Here is a 15,571-nt window from a genome sequence, read left to right on the forward strand (position 1 = left end):
CGGCGCTTCGGCCATACCGGGCGCCACCCGGGTGAGCCTGGCCACAGCTTCGGCCGCCCGTCGGCACCGCTCCGGCCAGGGCGGTTGCCGGTCGCGGCGGCGGACCCGCCATCATGGGACGCACATCGGCGCCACCGTGCGCATACACCTTTCGAGTGATTGTGTGGCGGTTCCGATGTGGACCCGGACCGGGTACCGGACCGGGCGACGACGAGGAGAAGGGGTTGCCATGGGTGCGACCACCGAGCCGGCGGACGCCGCGCGGGTGAGCGGGACGATCCGCTACTGGGCGGCGGCGAAGTCCGAGGCCGGACTGGCCGAGGAGCCGTACGAGGCCGCGACCCTGGCGGAGGCGCTGGCGGCGGCCAGGCAGCGGCACGCCGACCGGCCGAAGCTCGTCCGGTTGCTCGGGCACTGCTCGTACCTGGTGGACGGCTCCCCCGTCGGCGGCCGCGACCACGCGACCGTCGCCCTCAGTCAGGGCGGCACGGTCGAGGTGCTCCCGCCGTTCGCGGGAGGGTGAGCGCCGTGACCGACATGAGCGACGCGAACGACGGCTTCGGCGGACACCGGCCCGCCCCGGCCGACCCGCAGGGCGCGGGCCAGGGCGGCTGGCCGAACCCCGCACAGCACCCCCGGCAGCACGCCCAGCCGCCGCAGCAGCCGCAGTACCCGCAGCAGGGACCGGCGCAGCCGCAGCACCCGTACGCCCCGCAGCCGGCCCACGCGCCGGAGCAGTCGTACTCGCAGCAGTCGTACCCGCAGCAGGGGTACGGCGGACAGCCCCACGGCCCCGGGCAGGGCTACGAGCCGTACGGGCGGCCGCCCGCAGCGGACGCGCCGACGGCGCTGATCCCCCCGGTGCCCGCGGCCGAGGACGCGCCGACCGCCTTGATCCCCCCGGTGTCGGCCACGGGCCCCGGGCCGGCTCCCGCTCCCGTGCCCGTCTTCGACCCGCCGACCATGACGCTCAAGCGCCCGACACTCCCGACTCCGCCGGGTGCCCCCGCCGTGCCGCCCGGCACCGGCCGCCGCCGCGCGACCGGTCCGGCCAGGCCTGGTCCGACACCGCCCGTTCCGGCGCAGCCCGGCTTCGCACGGTCCGGTCCCGCGCAGCCCGGTTTCGCACAGGCGGCCCCGGCGGTTCCCCCCGCCCGGACCGGCTCGCCGATCATCGACCCGGGCCTGCAGCCCGCCCTGATCACGGCGGGCGCGGCCGCGCTGCTGGCCGGTGGCGCGGCGCTCGGGCAGGTGGCCCTGGCCGTGGTGGTCGTACTGCTCCAGGGGCTCACCGCGGCCGGCTGGTTCCGGCTGAACGGCATGTGGCCGGCCCGGCAGGGCATCGCCCTCGCCGCACTGGCCGGTCTGACCGCGGACGCGGCGGTGCTGCTGGCCGGCTCCGGCGGCGGTGCGGCGGCCGTGGTCGGCACCCTCGGCGGGTTCTTCCTGCTGGTCCTGGTGCTGCAGACGTTCCGCCCCTCGGACCCGAAGGAGCGGTTCTACGCGCTCACCGTGCTCGGCTCCGCCTCGGTGGTGACGGTGCTCTGCACCGCGCTGCTGCTGGCCGACCGGGTGCCGGCGGCGGTCGGCGCGGTCGCGCTGGCCACCGTGCTGGCCGCGGCGCCGCTGCCGGGGCCGAAGCAGCTGGGCCCGGTACTGGGCCTGGTCGCGGCCGTGGTGTTCGGCCTGGCCGTGGGCGCGCCCCCGGCGCTGGGCGTGCTGGCGGGCCTCGGTGCGCTGGTCGGGCGCCGGGTGGCCGGGTACGACTTCCCGTCCCGGTTCGTGCACATGACGGCGGGCGTGGCGCTGCCGCTGGCGGTGGCCTCGCCGCTGATCTGGATCGCCACCCGCCTGCTGGCGGGCTGACGCCGCCCGGACCGGGCCTGCGCGGCACCGGCGTCCCGCCCCGGAACCATGCTCCGGGGCGGGACGTCGTACGGTCGTGCGGGAGCGGCCGTACGCGGGCGGGCCGGGCGAGAGCCGGGGCGCCCACGGCGGCGACAGGCGACGACGGGGGAGAGCGATGCGCGGTTGGGTGAAGGCGACGATCGGGTTGACGGTGCTCGCCGGCCTCCTGGTGGGGGCCGACCGGATCGCCGTCGGCCTGGCCGAGGACGAGGTCGCCGACCAGCTGGTGAAGAGCGGCCGGATGAGCCAGCGCCCGGACGTGTCGATCGGCGACTTCCCGTTCCTCACCGACCTGGTCTCGATGAAGGTGGACGACCTGAGAATCTCCGCCGACGGGCTGACCGTCGGCGACGGCAACCGCCAGGTGGCGCTGCACTCCTTCAAGGCGAAGCTGTCCGGGGTCGCGGCGAGCGACAGCCTGCGGAGCGCCAAGGTGGCCAAGGGCAGCGGCAGCGGCCTGATCTCGTACGCGGACCTCGCCCAGCTGCTGCCGCCGGCGTCCCAGATGATGCCCGGCGCGGGCCGGCTGCCGGTGGGCGCCAACACCCGGCTGAGCCTGTCGTACGGCGGTCCGGGCAAGATCAAGGCGTCGCTGGGGCCGCTCGCGGTCGGCGAGGGGTCGGTGCACAGCCAGGGCAACACCGTCACGGCGGACGGCTTCCAGCTCAGCGGGGTGGCCTCGATGGTGGCCGGCCTGGCCAACCAGAAGATCGAACCGGTGAGCTTCACCCTGGACCGGCTCCCGGCCGGGCTCCAGCTGTCCGGCGTGACACCGCAGGAGGACGGCCTCCAGCTGACCTTCCAGGGCGACGGTTTCACCCTGATCGGCTGATCGGGCCGCCCGGGCCCGCGCCGTACCCCCGATCCGGCTCCGTACCACTCCACTCCGTTCCGCTCCGTCCGTTCCGCTCCGCGAGACGCGCTGTCCAGCGCCGCCCGCGGAGCGGTGTCGTTTCCGGTCCGGGGCGGCGCCGTACGGGCCCCCGTTGGGCCGCCGACCGATTCCGGTCGGCCGGGAAAGGGCCAAATCTCGGTATTCGAGCCATCTGGTCTCAACATTCGATACGCTAATGACAGCAGGCGCCCCGGGTCCCTAGCATCGTCGGCATGAAGCGACAGACGGACCTCACGAAGCGGCGGGCGGTAGACCTGTGCCGCGTGTCCGCCTGTCTGTGTCGAATGCGCTAACTCGGCGTTTTTGCGGGGCAGTTCACCCCCGCCGCCGATTTCCCCGGTGACCTGGCCCGGCAGTTGACGCCGGTCTCCGCCATCGCACACCGCAGACCATTGCTCGGTACCATGCGCTCCTCCTGTCCGTCCCAGTATTCGGACAGAGATTCGGACCGGTCACTCCGAGCAGCCAGCAGCAGCACCTTCCGCAAACCGCCCCCGGATGGAGAACATCACCATGAGCCGCAGCGACGTCCTGGTCGACGCCGACTGGGTCCAGGCCCACCTGGACGACCCGAAGGTCGTCATCGTCGAGGTCGACGAGGACACCTCCGCCTACGAGAAGAACCACATCCGCAACGCCGTCCGGATCGACTGGAAGAGCGACCTCCAGGACCCGGTCCGCCGCGACTTCATCGACCAGGCCGGCTTCGAGGCGCTGCTCAGCGCCAAGGGGATCGCCAACGACCAGATCGTGGTGCTCTACGGCGGCAACAACAACTGGTTCGCCTCGTACGCCTACTGGTACTTCAAGCTGTACGGCCACGGCGACGTCCGCCTGCTGGACGGCGGCCGCAAGAAGTGGGAGCTGGACTCCCGCGACCTGGTCGCCGAGGTGCCGGTCCGCACCGCGACCGAGTACAAGGCGCAGGCCGTCGACTCCTCGATCCGCGCCTTCCGCGACGACGTGATCGCCGCCATCGGCAGCCTGAACCTGGTCGACGTGCGCTCGCCCGACGAGTTCTCCGGCAAGCTGCTCGCCCCGGCCCACCTCCCGCAGGAGCAGTCGCAGCGCCCCGGCCACGTGCCGAGCGCCCGCAACATCCCGTGGGCCAAGAACGCCAACGACGACGGCACCTTCAAGAGCGACGACGAGCTCAAGGCCCTGTACGAGGCCGAGGGCGTCGACCTGGCGAAGGACACCATCGCCTACTGCCGCATCGGCGAGCGCTCCGCGCTCACCTGGTTCGTGCTGCACGAGCTGCTCGGCCAGGAGAACGTGAAGAACTACGACGGTTCGTGGACCGAGTACGGCAGCCTGGTGGGCGTGCCGATCGAGCTCGGCAACTGAGCCGCCGGCTCCATCCGTAAGTCAGAAGGGAAGACACACTATGTGCGGTGCGAAGGCCGGCGGCCCGGACCTGGCAGGAGTTGACGTGGCGAACGAGACGATCATCCAGGGTTCCGTGACCCGCGACGGAGAGCCGGTCAACGGCTACGTCCGTCTGCTCGACGAGGGCGGCGAGTTCACGGCCGAGGTGCCCACCTCGGCGACCGGACAGTTCCGGTTCTTCGCCCGCCCGGGCAAGTGGACGCTGCGCGCGCTCGTCCCGGGCCAGACCGTGGACCGCCAGGTCGTCGCCTCCCAGGGCAACCTGACCGAGGTCGCGATCGCCGTCTGATCCACCCGGTGGACACACCCGAGGGCCCCTGCCGCGCAGGGGCCCTCAGGCATACCGTGGAGGGGTGCAGGCACGCCGGAGGCATCGCTACTACTTCGCCATGATGGGCGTCTGCATCGGCCTGTTCGTGCTCGCCTGGGGTGTGGTGCGGTTCTGGTCCGTCCCGGCGGCCATCGGGCTCTGCCTCTTCGCGATGGTCATCCCCCCGGCCGCCGCGGTCTTCGCCAACAAGCGGGACCCGGAGGACGACTGGTGGAACGACCCGCGCTGGGAGGACCCGAAGTGGGACGAGCCCGGCCACGACCGGGACCACCCCGACAGACCCTAGGCGGGGCCTAGTAGACGAGCGCCTGAACGCCGTCCGCCATGATCTCGCTGACGAAGACCTGGGCGCCCGCGATGCGGACACCCTCGACGGTGTCCTGCTGCTCGATCCCGCGCCGCGCCGCGCACTGGGTGCAGAGGGTGACCGTCCCGGCCGCCAGGATCGACTCCAGCAGATCCGGCAGCGGCGCCGCGTGCGGCAGCTCGAACTCCGCGGCGCGCCCGGGCAGCGCGAACCAGGACGACTCCCCGGTCAGCCAGAGCGAGACCTCGACCCCGCTGGCGACGGCGACCGCCGCCACCGTGAACGCCTGCGAGCACCGCTCCGGAGCGTCGGCTCCGGCAGTGACCTTGATGACCAGTTTCTTCGACATGGCGCCACCCTAGATCCCGGGAAAATCCCGACGTGGTGGGGCTCACCGAGACCCGCCGACGCCCGGCGGATAGAGTGAGCGACAGCAAAATCCACCACACTGTCGCCGCCCTGGGAGCCCCCCGTGTCCGGTCTGGAAATCTTCTTCGACGGTCTGCTGGCCCTCATGGCCGTGCTGATCACCTGGTTCGCCATCTTCTCGGTGATGAAGCTGTACCAGGGCCAGCGCTGAGCAGCTGCCGTACGGTTGAAGCAGCCCCACACCGACGACAGCAACCAGGAACATGATCGAGATCCCTTCTGACCTCCACAAGGACGTCGTCCCGCTCGCCTTCCTCCTCGGTACCTGGGAGGGCGCGGGCGTCTACGACTTCCCCGGTACCGAGAAGTGCAACTTCGGCCAGGAGATCGTCATCCGGCACGACGGCCGGCCCTTCCTGGAGTTCCGCTCCCGTACCTGGGTGCTGGACAGCGAGGGCGAGAAGGTCCGCCCGCTGGAGAACGAGCACGCCTTCTGGCGCATCACCAGCAACCCGCACGGCACCAGCGGTGCGCGCGGGATCGAGATCTCCTCCGTCCGTGACGACGGCACCGTGGAGATCTGGTACGGCGAACTGGCCGACGGCAAGCCGCAGATCGACGTCTCCACCGACGCGGTGGCCCGGATCGAGGGTTCGCCGGAGTACTCGGGCGGCAAGCGCCTCTTCGGCTTCGTCAACGAGGAGCTGCTCTGGGTCGGCGAGAAGTCCGCGCCGAACGTGCCGCTGCGCCCGTACATGTCCGCGCAGCTCAAGAAGGTGCTCAGCCCCGCCCAGCTGATCAAGGACATCAACGACCTGCCGGACGACGGCATCGCGTTCTTCCGCTGAGCATGGCCTTCCGCTGAGCACGGCCTTCCGCTGAGCACGGCCTTCGGCTGCGCGCAGCCTTCGGTGGGCACGGCTCATCGCGCATGAGGTAGGGACCGGCCGCGGGTCGGTCCCTACACTTGCCTCAGGACCCCCGACCTTGGCAGGGACAGCACCGTGGCGGACACCGGCACCACCGACTGGCAGCTCTCCGGCGACTGGAAGGCCGACCTGCGCGAGCGCGGGTACCGCCTCACGCCCCAGCGGCAGCTCGTCCTGGAGGCCGTCGACGTGCTCGACCACGCCACCCCGGACGACATCCTCTGCCACGTCCGGCAGACCGCCAGCGGCATCAACATCTCCACCGTCTACCGGACGCTGGAGCTGCTGGAGGAGCTGGGCCTGGTCTCGCACGCGCACCTGGGGCACGGCGCCCCGACGTACCACCTGGCCGGGCGCCACCACCACCTGCACCTGGTCTGCCGGGACTGCGAGAAGGTCACCGAGACCAACACCGAGATCGCCCAGCCGCTGATCGACAGCCTCCGCGAGAAGCACGGCTTCGACACCGACCTCAAGCATTTCGCCATCTTCGGCCGCTGCGCCGACTGCGCCGCCAAGCACGCCGCGGAGCGGTCGTAAGCTGGCCGGTATGAAGAGCCCGTTGCTTGCCCTGCCCGGTGCCGTCCCCGCCGAGGGAACCGACGAGGGCGTGGCCGCCCACTACGGCGACATCTTCCGCGAGCAGCGGAGCCTCTCGCAGGGCGCCGGCTTCGTGGACCTCTCGCACCGGGGAGTGGTCACCGTCACCGGCGAGGACCGGCTGACCTGGCTGCACCTCCTGCTCACCCAGCATGTCAGCGAGCTTCCGGCGCAGCGGGCCACCGAGGCACTGGTGCTCTCCGCTAACGGGCACGTCGAGCACGCCCTGTACCTGGTCGACGACGGCACCACCACCTGGGCGCACGTCGAGCCGGGCACCGCTCCGGAGCTGGTCGGCTATCTGGAGCGGATGAAGTTCTTCTACCGGGTGGAGGTCGCGGACGCGACCGCCGGCTACGCGCTGGTCCACCTGCCGGCCGGCTCCACCGCCTCGGCGGAGGGCGCGGCGGCGGTGCGCGAGCTGTCGTACGGGCGGGACCTCTTCCTTCCGCGCGCCGAGCTGGAGGCGCTGAGCAAGGGGTACGGCCCGGCGGCCGGCGTCTGGGCGTACGAGGCGCTGCGGATCGAGGGCCACCGGCCGCGGCTGGGCTTCGAGACCGACCACCGGACCATCCCGCACGAGGTGGACTGGCTGGGTACCGCCGTGCACCTGCAGAAGGGCTGCTACCGGGGGCAGGAGACGGTCGCCCGGGTGCACAACCTGGGCCGGCCGCCGCGCCGCCTGGTCTTCCTGCACCTGGACGGCACGGAGGAGATGCTGCCCCCGCACGGGACGGAGGTGCGGCTCGCCTCGGACCCGGACGGGCGGGCGCTGGGCTTCGTGACCTCCTCGGCGCGCCACCACGAGCTGGGGCCGATCGCGCTGGCGATCGTCAAGCGCAACGTCCCGGTGGACGCCGTGCTGCTGGCCGGGAGGGTCCCGGGGACGCAGGACGTGATCGTCCCGCAGTAGCGCCGCCGCGGTCGGCGCCGCCCGGACCTCGTCGGGGCGGCGCAGGCCTGGTCGGGGGCGGCTCAGACCTCGACGAGGACGGTGAACGGGCCGTCGTTCACCAGTGCCACCTGCATGTCCGCGCCGAACCGGCCAGTCTCCACCTTGGCGCCGAGCTCCCGCAGCCGGGCGACCACCTCGTCCACCAGCGGCTCGGCGACCGGGCCGGGCGCGGCCGCGTTCCAGGTCGGGCGCCGGCCCTTGCGGGCGTCCCCGTAGAGGGTGAACTGGCTGATCACCAGTAGCGGCGCGGCCAGGTCGGAGCAGGACTGCTCGACCCCGTTCCCGTCGGCCTCCAGCAGCCGCAGCGTCCAGAGCTTGCGGGCCAGCTGGGCCGCCTTGGCGGGGGTGTCCTCGTGGGTCACGCCGACCAGGACGCAGAGCCCGGGCCCCTCGATCGCGCCGACGGTCTCGCCGGCCACCGTCACCCTGGCCTCGGTCACTCGCTGCACCACTGCTCGCATGCGGCCATTGTGCCGGAGCCGGGTAGCGCCTTCGGAGGCACCGTCGAACCCGCGGGGGCGGGGGCCTAGTCGCGGGCCTTGGCGTTCACCGGGGGGTGCGCGTCACCGCTGTCCGCGCCGAGGCCCGCGAGCAGGCGCAGCCCGTCCTCGGCGGGGCTGCCGGGGGCCGCGGACAGCACCAGCAGCTCCATGCCGGATTCGTCCGGCAGCGCGAAGTTCTCGTGGTGCAGTTCCAGCAGGCCGACCAGCGGGTGCCGGTACGCCTTGCGTCCGTGGGAGCGGGCCCGGACGTCCGCGCGGGCCCAGAGGCGGCGGAAGCGCTCGCTGCCCATCGCCAGCTCGCCGATGAGCGAGGCCAGCCGGGGGTCCTCGGGGTGTTTTCCGGCGGCCAGGCGCAGGTGCCCGACCACGTCGAGGGTGCACGTCTCCCAGTCCGCGTAGAGGCCGCGCTCGGGCTCCTCCAGGAAGATGTGCCGGGCGGTGTTCAGGCCGGGTATCGGCCGGCCGTAGAGGAGTCCGGCGAGGCGGTTGCCGGCGAGCACGTCCATCCGGTGGTCCATGATCAGCGCGGGTGCGCCGGAGACCAGGCCGAGGACGCGCAGCAGCTCCGGCCGGATCCGTCCGTTCGGCGCCTTGGCGGGGCGGCGGCGCTGCCGGGCGAGCCGGTAGAGGTGCCCGCGTTCGGTCTCGTCGAGGCCGAGGACGCGGGCGAGCACGTCGAGGACCTGCTCGGAGGGCTGGGTCGCGCGGCCCTGCTCCAGGCGTACGTAGTAGTCGACGCTGACGCCGGACAGGTGGGCGACCTCCTCGCGGCGCAGCCCCTCGACCCGGCGGCGGCTGTCGACGGGGATGCCGACGGTCGCCGGGTCGACCCGGGAGCGCCTGGTCCGCAGGAAGCCCGCAAGATCGTCCATGCCCTTCAGTATGGCCGCGGCGCCGCCCGTGAGGGTGGCCCTGTCGATACCAGGAAGTCCGGTCCGACGGAAGCGGCGCCCCTGAACACCGGGCGCCGCGGTGCCCAGTATCGGAGGCATCCGATCCGAAGGAGTCCCCGTGAAGACGCTGATCGTCTACGCCCACCCCGAGCCGCAGTCGCTCAACGGCTCGCTGAAGGACCTCGCGGTGTCCACCCTGGAGGCCGCCGGGCACGAGGTGCGGGTGAGCGACCTGTACGCGATGGATTGGAAGGCGGTCGTGGACGCCGCGGACTACGGCCCGCACGCGTCGAGCCCGTTGAGGGTCGCCCGGGATTCGGGCCGGGCCTTCGAGGCGGGGGAGCTCGGTGCGGACGTCCGCACCGAGCAGGAGAAGCTGCTGTGGGCCGACACGATCGTCTTCCAGTTCCCGCTGTGGTGGTACTCGATGCCCGCGATCCTCAAGGGCTGGGTGGACCGGGTGTTCACCTACCGCTTCGCCTACGGCGTCGGCGAGCACAGCGACACCAAGTACGGCGAGCGCTTCGGCGAGGGCACCCTCGCGGGCCGGCGGGCCCTGCTGTCGGTGACCGTCGGCGGCCCGGAGTCGCACTACGCCGCCCGCGGGATCAACGGCCCCATCGAGGACCTGCTGTTCCCGATCCACCACGGCATCCTCTACTACCCGGGCATCGAGGTGCTGCCGCCGTTCGTGCTGCACGGCACCGACCGGATGACCGAGGAGGCCTTCCCGGACGTCGCCAAGGCCTGGGAGGAGCGTCTGCTCACCCTGGAGTCGACCGAGCCGATCCCCTTCCGGCGGCAGAACTTCGGCGACTACGAGATCCCCTCGCTGAACCTGAAGGAGGGGCTGGAGCCCGCGGGCCGCACGGGTTTCGGGCTGCACGTGCGCGGCTGACCACCGGCAGCCGGGGGAGGGTCCCGTGGGGCGCGTGCAGGCTTGGCGAGCGCTGGGTGGCGTGCGCCTGCGCTCCCGCTGGCGCCGATCTCCCTGCGGAAAGCCCTGGTCATATCAGCCACCCCCGTTCGCCAGGGGGCCGTTCGGGTGCACGGGCGGTGCACGGGCGCCGGGCGGGGTGGCACGCTGGGGCCGGGCACCCGCTCGACGCTGCGCCGGGGCCGGGTCGGCCGGGCGGTCGAGCCGGTAGGTCAGGCGTTCTGGCGGTGTCGCCCCGGCGGGTGGCATCGGTGCGGGGCGGGAACCCTCAGGGGGTGCCCGGGCGTGCACCAGGCGGTACGCGCAACGGCAGGCCGGAGACGGACCGGACAACGCGGCAGACGACGGGGTGCCGCGAGCGGGCGGGATCGGGCGGGATTCGGGACAACGGCAGGTGGTTGGTTGATGGACGCGAGCAGCGCGGCACAGGACCGGTCCGGGCGGGCGCCCGGGAGCCCGGAGCCGGCGGGGGCCCCCTCCTGTGCGACGGCGGGCGGCGGGGAGCCGGATCTGGGGCGGCTGGGTCTGGACCAGCTGCGGACCCTGCGCCGGGACACCCTGGAGCAGGAGGCCGACCTGTCCTATCTCCGGCGGCTGCTGCACGGCCGGATGGACATCCTGCGGGCCGAGTTGGACCGGCGCCCCGACGGTGGCCCGGTGCTGGCGGCGGCCGGGGCGGAGGGGCCGGGCGCCGCGCTGCTGGACCGGCTGCCGGCCATCCTCGCCGACGCGCCGTCCTCCGTCCGGCTCTCCGCCCGGCACGTCACGCTCGGGCCGCCACGCGGCCAGCAGTCCCAGGTGGAGGCGGACACCCTGATGGGCGACGTCCAGCTCGCCGACCTCGGCGCGCACCCCGCCGAGGAGCTGCTGGCCGCGCTGGAGCGGCTGCGGGCGCACGAGCGCGAGGTCTCCGGGCGCCGGCAGCGGCTGCAGCGGACCGCGGACGGCTGCAGCGCCGAGATCACCCGTCGGTACCGCGACGGGGAGGCGCGGGTTGACGACCTGCTCGCGGGCGGCCCGCTCTGACCGGGTGAGGCCGCCCGGCCAGGCCGGGCCCGGTCCGACCTGGCCGGGCCCGGTCGGCGGCGGCCGGGGTGCGGGCGGCCCGCCCGCGGTGCACGGTGGACCGGGGGTCGTCGCACAGCTGAGGAGTCCGCCATGAGCGAGCACGTGTACCGGGTCACCGAGATCGTCGGGTCCTCCACCGAGAGCATCGACGCCGCGATCCGCAACGGGGTCGAGCGGGCCTCCCGGACCCTGCGCAACCTCGACTGGTTCGAGGTGACGCAGGTCCGGGGCCACCTCGCGGACGGCCGGATCGAGCACTACCAGGTCGGCCTCAAGATCGGCTTCCGGCTGGACGACGAGGGCTGACCGGCCCGGGATCCCAGGTCCCAAGGGCGCTCCGGCAGCACCAGCTCCTGGTGGCGCAGGTCGAGGGCGGCGGTCGGTTCGTCGAGCAGCAGCGCCCGGTCGATGAACGGCCCGGCCAGCGGGTGCTCCGCCAGCTCCCCGGCCCGGCCCTCCAGGGCGCGGTAGACGTACCAGAGCTGGCCGGTGAGGTCCGCGTAGGCGTCGACCCCGAGCCGTCCGCCGAGCAGGTGGCTCATGAATGAGGACTGCTCCGCCGCCTCGTGCTCCTCGCTGCTCGCGGTGCGGAGCACGGTGGAGAACGGGACGGGCTGCTCGGGCGTGGACATGCGGCCTCCAGGGGTCGGGATCACCCCCGATTGCTGTGGTTAGGCTAACCTAAGTCAACGTCATGCCGACACGCTGTCGGTAAAACCGGGCCCGGACACGGCGAAGGCCGGGGTCCGCGGAAGACTCCGCGGCACCCCGGCCTCCGACTGCCTCGACCTACCTCGAACTGCCCTGGGCGGACGAGATCGGCACCACGGCTCAGTGGCCGCCCGACTCCGCCAGGCGCTTGATCGACGCGGTGACCTCGGCCTCGGCCTCGGCGCGGCCGACCCAGTTGGCGCCCTCGACGGACTTGCCCGGCTCCAGGTCCTTGTAGACCTCGAAGAAGTGCTGGATCTCCAGACGGTCGAACTCCGACACGTGGTGGATGTCCTGCAGGTGCTCCCAGCGCGGGTCCGTCGCCGGGACGCAGAGCAGCTTGTCGTCGCCGCCGGCCTCGTCGGTCATCTTGAACATGCCGATGACGCGGCACTTGATCAGGCAGCCGGGGAAGGTCGGCTCCTCGAGGATGACCAGCGCGTCCAGCGGGTCGCCGTCGTCCGCGAGGGTGCCCTCGACGTAGCCGTAGTCGGCCGGGTAGCGGGTCGAGGTGAAGAGCATCCGGTCCAGACGAAGGCGACCGGTCTCATGGTCGACCTCGTACTTGTTGCGGGAGCCCTTCGGGATCTCGATCAGGACGTCGAACTCCAACGGTTCCTCCAAGGTAGGGACTGACAGAATCCAAGTGTCTCCTACGGGAGTGAGTGCTCAGGAAAGGGGCCTGTCGGTGGGAGCTGGGGTCGGGGTGGGGCGGCGGCGCAGGGGGACGGCCCCGCGGCTGTTCGGAGCGGCGGTGCTGGTCGCGGGTACCGTGCTGACCTCGGGTGGTGCGTATGCGCAGCCGTCCCCGCCGCCGGGCGGGAGCGCCACCGGTACGACCGCCCCGGGCGGCTCGGCCGCGCCGTCGGGTACCCAGCCGGCTGCCCAGCCCGGTGCCGCCCTGCCGGCGCCCGCCGCCGGGGCCGTACTGGCCTCCGCCGAGGCCGGTCCGGCCGCCGGGGTGCCGACCGCGCAGGGCCTCCAGCAGGCCCTCGCCGCCGTGCTCACCGACAAGAGCCTCGGCACCGTGACCTTCGCCGTCGCGGACCCGGCCGGCGGCCAACTGCTGTACGGCTCGGGCGAGAACACCCCGGCCACCCCCGCCTCCACCACCAAGCTCGCCACCGCGATCGCGGCGCTCTCGCTGATCCCCGGCGACACCCGGCTGAGCACCCGGGTCGTCAAGGGCGCGAACCCCGGCGAGATCACCCTCGTGGGTGGCGGCGACCCGACCCTCACCGCGCTGCCCGCCGACCAGGTGCAGATCGGCGGCGTGCCCGCCGACGCCGACACCGCCCCGGCCTCGCTGGACGCGCTGGCCCGGCAGACCGTCGCGGCCCTCAAGGCCGCCGGCACCACCACCGTCAAGCTGGACTACGACCTCTCCCTCTACTCCGGCAGCCCGCAGCACAAGAACCACGACGCGGCCAACATCGCCCTGGTCGTTCCGCTGATGATCGACGAGGGCCGGGTCGACCCGAAGAGCCGGGAGGACGCGCCGGCCCGGGTCGCCGACCCGGCCGGGCGGGCCGCCGAGGCCTTCGCCGCCCTGCTGAAGGCCCAGGGCGTCACGGTCGAGGGCACGCCCAAGCCGTCCGCGGCGCCGTCGGCCGCCACCGCCCCCGTCCTCGGCCGGGTGGACTCGCCGACCGTCACTCGGCTGATCGAGCGGATGCTGACCACCTCCGACAACACGCTCGCCGAGGCGATCGCCCGTCAGGCGGCGCTGGCCGCCCACCAGCCGGCCGGCTTCGAGGGCGCCGCCACCGCCGTCACCCAGGAACTCGCCCGGCTCGGCGTCCCGATGACGGGCGTGGTGCTCAACGACGGCAGCGGCCTGCACCCCGGCAACGCGATCCCGCCTGCCGTGCTGGTCCGGCTGCTCGCGCTGGCCGCCTCGGAGCAGTACCCGCAACTGCGCCCGGTGCTGACCGGCCTGCCGATCGCCGGCTTCACCGGAACCCTCGGCAAGCGCTTCGGCTCCGGCTCGGGCGCGGCCGACGCGGCCGGCCTGGTGCGCGCCAAGACCGGCAGCCTGAGCGGGGTCAACACGCTGGCCGGGCTGGTGGTGGACGCCGAGGGCCGGCAGCTCTCCTTCGCGGTGATGACCAGGACCGCCGCGCCCGTCGACACCGCCCGCGCCGCCATGGACCGCATCGTCGCCCGGCTCGCCGCCTGCGGCTGCCACTGACCGGGGGGGGCTACGCCCGTACGCCGCAGGAGGGTTCGCCCGCGCGCCCGGGCACCCGCCGCCGAACGGTGCGCGCCGCAGGACGTGGGCGCCGGTGGCTCCCCCCGATGGGCGGGAGCACGTACGGTGAGGGCATGACGAGCGCGAGCGGCGGTGCTGACATGGTCGACTGGAATCTCGCGGTCGCAACCGCGACCAGGCTGGTGCGGCCCGGGCCGGAGGTGAGCCGCGCCGAGGCGGCCGCCGTGGTGGCCGAGCTGCGCCGCCACGCCCTGGAGGCCGAGGAGCACGTCCGGGAGTTCACCGGGATGCGCTCCAGCAGTCTCACCGAGGCCGCGGCCACGCCGGTGCTGATCGTGGACCGCCCCGGCTGGGTGCGCGCCAACGTGGCGGGCTTTCGCACCATCGTCCAGCCGCTGGTGGAGAAGCTCCAGGCGCGCCGGACGAACGGCGCCGCGGCCGGCGTCTTCGGCACGGTGGGGGAGAAGGCCACCGGCATCGAGGTGGGCGCCCTGCTGGCGTTCCTGTCCACCAAGGTGCTCGGCCAGTACGAGACCTTCGCCCCGGCGGAGTCCTCGCTGGAGGCGCCGGACAGCCCGGCCGCGCTGTTCGACAAGCCCCGGCTCGGTCCGGACGGCCCCGGCCCGGGCCGCCTGCTGCTGGTGGCGCCGAACATCGTGCACGTCGAGCGGGAGCTGGACGTCGACCCGGCCGACTTCCGGCTCTGGGTCTGCCTGCACGAGGAGACCCACCGCACCCAGTTCACCGCGGTGCCGTGGCTGCGCGACCACATCCAGTCCGAGGTGCAGTCCTTCCTGTCCGAGACGGACGTGGACCCGGGCGCCCTGCTGGACCGGCTGCGGGACGCGGCCGGCGCACTCGGCGGAAGCCTGCCCGGCCTCGGCGGCCGCGGCGACGGCTCGGCCCCCGGCACGCTGCTGGAGGTCGTCCAGTCGCCCGCGCAGCGCGAGATCCTGGGCCGGCTGACGGCGGTGATGTCGCTGCTGGAGGGCCACGCCGACGTGGTGATGGACGGGGTCGGCCCGGCCGTGGTGCCGAGCGTGGCGGAGATCCGGGAGAAGTTCCAGCAGCGCCGCGACCGCGGCGCCAACCGGCTGGACCTGGTGCTGCGCCGGCTGCTCGGCATGGACGCCAAGCTGCGCCAGTACCAGGACGGCGCGGTCTTCGTCCGGGGCGTGGTGGACCGGGTCGGCATGGAGGGCTTCAACCGGGTCTGGACGTCGCCGAACACCCTGCCGACCAAGGACGAGATCCACGACCCGGCCGCCTGGGTGGCCCGGGTGGCCCGCTGACGCCCGGCTGCCCGCCGCACCGTCGCGCTGTCGCGCCCCGGCCCGCCCCCTCGCGGTGCCGGCGCGCGGCGCTTCGGCCCGGGGGCGCGGGGCGTTGGTCCGAAGGGCGGTCGGCAGCGGTCAAACCCGTTCGTACGAGTGGTCCAATCGTGCAGATGGCGGGTGAAGATACGTTTCTTCATTCACCCGTACGTGGGACGGTGGTCGTACCGGTGGCGCGGGTGGCGTAGCGGGTGCCTCCTTTCTGCCACCATCTGTGAGCGCCCGGTAAC

General features: G+C 73.2%; 19 protein-coding genes and 1 pseudogene. 15 read left to right on the forward strand and 5 right to left on the reverse strand.

Annotated elements, in window-relative coordinates; translation table 11 throughout:
* Positions 1-229: 229 nt before the first annotated feature.
* The 7 genes from ACIGZJ_RS34110 (at position 230) to ACIGZJ_RS34140 (ending at position 4,809) form a co-directional block, all read left to right on the forward strand.
* On the forward strand, positions 230-523 hold the full coding sequence (locus ACIGZJ_RS34110; RefSeq protein ID WP_396460920.1) for a MoaD/ThiS family protein: 294 nt from the start codon (positions 230-232) through the stop codon (positions 521-523).
* Positions 524-528: 5 nt separating this feature from the next.
* The gene (locus ACIGZJ_RS34115) at positions 529-1,866 is read left to right on the forward strand and encodes a hypothetical protein (RefSeq protein WP_396460921.1); all 1,338 of its coding nucleotides are present in this window, start codon (positions 529-531) and stop codon (positions 1,864-1,866) included.
* A 169-nt stretch (positions 1,867-2,035) separates the two neighbouring features.
* Complete coding sequence (locus ACIGZJ_RS34120) at positions 2,036-2,740, forward strand: DUF2993 domain-containing protein (protein WP_396460922.1); 705 nt, start codon at positions 2,036-2,038, stop codon at positions 2,738-2,740.
* A 275-nt stretch (positions 2,741-3,015) separates the two neighbouring features.
* Complete coding sequence (locus ACIGZJ_RS34125; protein ID WP_353652343.1) at positions 3,016-3,096, forward strand: Ms5788A family Cys-rich leader peptide; 81 nt, start codon at positions 3,016-3,018, stop codon at positions 3,094-3,096.
* A 220-nt stretch (positions 3,097-3,316) separates the two neighbouring features.
* Complete coding sequence (locus ACIGZJ_RS34130; RefSeq protein WP_396460923.1) at positions 3,317-4,150, forward strand: sulfurtransferase; 834 nt, start codon at positions 3,317-3,319, stop codon at positions 4,148-4,150.
* Positions 4,151-4,190: 40 nt separating this feature from the next.
* A complete protein-coding gene (locus tag ACIGZJ_RS34135; protein WP_093861460.1) occupies positions 4,191-4,481 on the forward strand; it encodes a DUF1416 domain-containing protein in 291 nt (96 codons plus the stop codon).
* Between the two features lie 64 nt (positions 4,482-4,545).
* Positions 4,546-4,809 (forward strand): DUF3099 domain-containing protein, encoded by a 264-nt coding sequence (locus tag ACIGZJ_RS34140; RefSeq protein ID WP_392941344.1) that lies wholly within the window; start codon positions 4,546-4,548, stop codon positions 4,807-4,809.
* 7 nt (positions 4,810-4,816) lie between these two features.
* Here the strand turns inward: ACIGZJ_RS34140 and ACIGZJ_RS34145 are convergent, their stop codons facing one another.
* Positions 4,817-5,179 (reverse strand): DsrE family protein, encoded by a 363-nt coding sequence (locus ACIGZJ_RS34145; RefSeq protein ID WP_387942443.1) that lies wholly within the window; start codon positions 5,177-5,179, stop codon positions 4,817-4,819.
* A 283-nt stretch (positions 5,180-5,462) separates the two neighbouring features.
* Here ACIGZJ_RS34145 and ACIGZJ_RS34150 point away from each other — a divergent pair, with 283 nt between their 5' ends.
* From ACIGZJ_RS34150 to ACIGZJ_RS34160, 3 genes are all read left to right on the forward strand, one after another.
* Entirely contained in the window at positions 5,463-6,047 is a 585-nt protein-coding gene (locus ACIGZJ_RS34150; RefSeq protein WP_396460924.1) for an FABP family protein, read from the forward strand.
* A 156-nt stretch (positions 6,048-6,203) separates the two neighbouring features.
* Positions 6,204-6,668, forward strand: a complete 465-nt coding sequence (locus ACIGZJ_RS34155; RefSeq protein WP_396460925.1) for a Fur family transcriptional regulator — start codon at positions 6,204-6,206, stop codon at positions 6,666-6,668.
* A gap of 10 nt (positions 6,669-6,678) precedes the next feature.
* Positions 6,679-7,641: a YgfZ/GcvT domain-containing protein gene (locus tag ACIGZJ_RS34160; protein ID WP_396460926.1), complete on the forward strand. Its 963-nt coding sequence runs from the start codon at positions 6,679-6,681 to the stop codon at positions 7,639-7,641.
* Between the two features lie 62 nt (positions 7,642-7,703).
* Here ACIGZJ_RS34160 and dtd read toward each other — a convergent pair whose 3' ends face one another.
* Positions 7,704-8,144 (reverse strand): D-aminoacyl-tRNA deacylase, encoded by a 441-nt coding sequence (gene dtd / locus ACIGZJ_RS34165; RefSeq protein ID WP_392941335.1) that lies wholly within the window; start codon positions 8,142-8,144, stop codon positions 7,704-7,706.
* Positions 8,145-8,209: 65 nt separating this feature from the next.
* Entirely contained in the window at positions 8,210-9,058 is an 849-nt protein-coding gene (locus tag ACIGZJ_RS34170) for a helix-turn-helix transcriptional regulator (RefSeq protein WP_396460927.1), read from the reverse strand.
* A gap of 139 nt (positions 9,059-9,197) precedes the next feature.
* On the opposite strand from ACIGZJ_RS34170, the gene ACIGZJ_RS34175 reads away from it, so the two are divergent.
* The 3 genes from ACIGZJ_RS34175 (at position 9,198) to ACIGZJ_RS34185 (ending at position 11,390) form a co-directional block, all read left to right on the forward strand.
* The gene (locus ACIGZJ_RS34175; RefSeq protein ID WP_396460928.1) at positions 9,198-9,977 is read left to right on the forward strand and encodes an NAD(P)H-dependent oxidoreductase; all 780 of its coding nucleotides are present in this window, start codon (positions 9,198-9,200) and stop codon (positions 9,975-9,977) included.
* Positions 9,978-10,421: 444 nt separating this feature from the next.
* Positions 10,422-11,042 (forward strand): ABC transporter substrate-binding protein, encoded by a 621-nt coding sequence (locus tag ACIGZJ_RS34180; RefSeq protein WP_396460929.1) that lies wholly within the window; start codon positions 10,422-10,424, stop codon positions 11,040-11,042.
* Between the two features lie 132 nt (positions 11,043-11,174).
* Entirely contained in the window at positions 11,175-11,390 is a 216-nt protein-coding gene (locus ACIGZJ_RS34185; RefSeq protein ID WP_387942427.1) for a dodecin, read from the forward strand.
* A gap of 50 nt (positions 11,391-11,440) precedes the next feature.
* Here the strand turns inward: ACIGZJ_RS34185 and ACIGZJ_RS34190 are convergent.
* A pseudogene (locus ACIGZJ_RS34190) lies at positions 11,441-11,716 on the reverse strand (biliverdin-producing heme oxygenase); the annotation flags it as partial.
* A gap of 199 nt (positions 11,717-11,915) precedes the next feature.
* Positions 11,916-12,407: an inorganic diphosphatase gene (locus ACIGZJ_RS34195; protein ID WP_387942415.1), complete on the reverse strand. Its 492-nt coding sequence runs from the start codon at positions 12,405-12,407 to the stop codon at positions 11,916-11,918.
* 76 nt (positions 12,408-12,483) lie between these two features.
* On the opposite strand from ACIGZJ_RS34195, the gene dacB reads away from it, so the two are divergent.
* Complete coding sequence (gene dacB / locus ACIGZJ_RS34200; protein WP_396460930.1) at positions 12,484-13,986, forward strand: D-alanyl-D-alanine carboxypeptidase/D-alanyl-D-alanine-endopeptidase; 1,503 nt, start codon at positions 12,484-12,486, stop codon at positions 13,984-13,986.
* A 134-nt stretch (positions 13,987-14,120) separates the two neighbouring features.
* Positions 14,121-15,299 (forward strand): zinc-dependent metalloprotease, encoded by a 1,179-nt coding sequence (locus tag ACIGZJ_RS34205; protein ID WP_396460931.1) that lies wholly within the window; start codon positions 14,121-14,123, stop codon positions 15,297-15,299.
* Positions 15,300-15,571 lie beyond the last annotated feature (272 nt).

The organism is Kitasatospora sp. NPDC052868 (assembly GCF_044547105.1).
In the GTDB taxonomy this organism is placed as follows: domain Bacteria; phylum Actinomycetota; class Actinomycetes; order Streptomycetales; family Streptomycetaceae; genus Kitasatospora.